Origin of the sequence: Sphingomonas sp. T1 (genome assembly GCF_902506585.1) — a bacterium.
GTDB lineage: Bacteria > Pseudomonadota > Alphaproteobacteria > Sphingomonadales > Sphingomonadaceae > Sphingomonas > Sphingomonas aerolata.
Window position 1 is genome coordinate 1 of the sequence record NZ_LR733898.1, and the last position, 2259, is coordinate 2259.

Genomic DNA, 2259 nt, shown 5'->3' on the forward strand with positions numbered 1-2259 from the left:
GGGCGGGGGACGGCGCGTCTCGGGGGCTGGTTCGCGCGTCGTCGCTCGCGAGGGTTTCTGCGGGCACCTTGCGCTCGCCCCACCCCGGCGGAGGCCGGGGCCCAGTTGGGAAGGCGGTCGTGACAGCGGGCTGCGGCTGATTACTCCGGTCCTCCCAACTGGGCCCCGGCCTTCGCCGGGGTGGTGCTCCTTTTCCGGGCGTGGGGAGTGCCCCCCCCGTTACAGCCCGAAGCGGAGCGTCGCGCGGATGTCGCGGCCGGCTAGGGGGGCGAAGTCCTTGAGGAAGCTGGCGTGGCGGCGGGCTTCGACGTCGAACAGGTTGTTCGCGCTGAGCAGGATCGAGGTCTTGCTGTCCTTGCCGAACGGGTTGAAGCCCAAGGTCGCGTTGACCATCGTGTAGCCGTTGGTGGTCGTCTCGAACGCGGCGATGCGGTCCTGGTCGAAGACGTGCTCGACCTCGAGCCGGCCGTTGAGGCGGTCGCCCTGCGCCTCGATCCCGCCGAGTACGCGCATCGGCGGGATGCGCGGCACGGGGCCGTTGTCGACGATCGTCGCACGGACATAATCGCCGAGCAGGTCGGCGTTGAGGACATAGCCGCCGATCTGCGCGAGCCGGACCGAGGCATTGGCCTCGAACCCGTAATAGCGCGCGTCGGCCTGCTGATACTGGAAGCAGGGCAGGTCGACCTCGCGCCCCGACGGATCGGCGGCGGTCTGGCAGACGCTCTGCGCGACCTGGTTCTCCGAGATATAGTTGGAGAAGTCGTTGTAATAGGCCGACGCGTCGAAGCTGAAGCCGTCGCCATGCGCGTGGAGCGTGCCCTCAATGCCCCAGCTCTTCTCGAGCTTGAAGTCGGGGCTGCCGAATTCATAGGCCTGGGTGCCGGCATGGCCGCCATTGGCGAACAGCTCCTCGGCGGACGGCGCGCGCTCGGTGTGCGAGAGGTTGACGCCCAAGCGGACCGCGTCGGTCACGCCGTAGGAGGCGCCGAGCGAGCCCGAGACCGCGTCGAAGCTGCGGCTGCCGCGGAAGAAGCGGAGGTCGTCGAGCGGGGTCTTGGCGGAGAGCGACGTCGTCTCGTAGCGCAGCCCGCCCTCGGCCCGGAACGCGCCGGCGCTGTATTGCTGGAGCGTGAAGAGGCCGGTCTGGTTGGTCTCGTTGCGCGGCAGGAAGGCTTCGTCGCCGTTCACGTCGAACAGGCGGTTGAAATATTGCACGCCCGACGCGCCCTGCCAGCCGCCGCGATTGGCCTGGACGAGCTCGATCCGGCCTTCGGTGCCGTTGTTGAAGAAGGCGGTGCCGACGCCGCCATCGGGTTCGAGCTCGAAATGGCGATAGGTGGCGTGGCCCGCGCGGACGCGGATCTTGTCGAGGAAACCGCCGCCGGTGTTGATCTCGCCGCGCAGGTCGACGCGGTTCTGGACGACGTCGAGGCGGGGCGCCTCCTGCTCCTGGCCGACTGCGGTCGCATAGCGGATCGGCACGCCGTAGAGGCTGTCATAATGGCTGTACGACACGCCGAGATTGCCACCATCGGTGATGATCGACGCGCCGACACCCGCGGTCCAGGTCTCGGACTGGGTATTCGGAAGCTTGCCGCGGAGCGCGGCGGAGCCGGCGAAGTCGATCGGCTCGTCGGTGTCCTGCGGCAGGCCGACCTGGCTGAGCGCGGCGGCGCGCGCCTGCGACGACAGGATGTTGCCGCCGGTGCGCAGATTGCCCGACTTCAGATAGGAGCCGTCGGCGTGGAGGACGAGGTGCTGGCCGACCGCGACGTCACCGGCGCCGCCGCCCGAGCGCTCGTTCGCGGCCGAGCCATAGGTCGCGATGCCGTTCACGCGGTAGCCGTTTTCGGGGACGGTGCGCGGGATGCGCGTGTCGATGACGTTGACGACGCCGCCGACCGCGGACGAGCCGAACAGGAGGGCGGAAGGGCCGCGCAGCACCTCGATCCGCTCGGCGAGCAGCGGGTCGATGATGACCGCGTGGTCGACCGAGGTGTTCGAGACGTCGATCGAGCCGATCCCGTCGGTCAGCACGCGGATGCGCTCGCCCTGGAAACCGCGCAGGATCGGGCGCGACGCGCTGGGGCCGAACGAGGTGGCGGACACGCCGGGCTGGCGCGCGAGCGTCTCGCCGATGGTCGGGCGCAGGTTGCGGGTGAGCTCGGCGCCCGAGAGGATCGAGGTGCCCTGGAGGACGTCGGTTTCGCTCTGGCGGACGGGGGCGGTGACGAGGATCTCGGCGGCGGCGCGCGG

Annotated in this window: 1 protein-coding gene; it reads right to left on the reverse strand. The window is 69.8% G+C overall.

All coding sequences use genetic code 11. The features are described from left to right. Positions 1-219 precede the first annotated feature (219 nt). Positions 220-2259, reverse strand: a 2040-nt coding sequence (locus GV027_RS19845) for a TonB-dependent receptor (RefSeq protein WP_159513373.1), incomplete at its 5' end; no start/stop codon positions are given.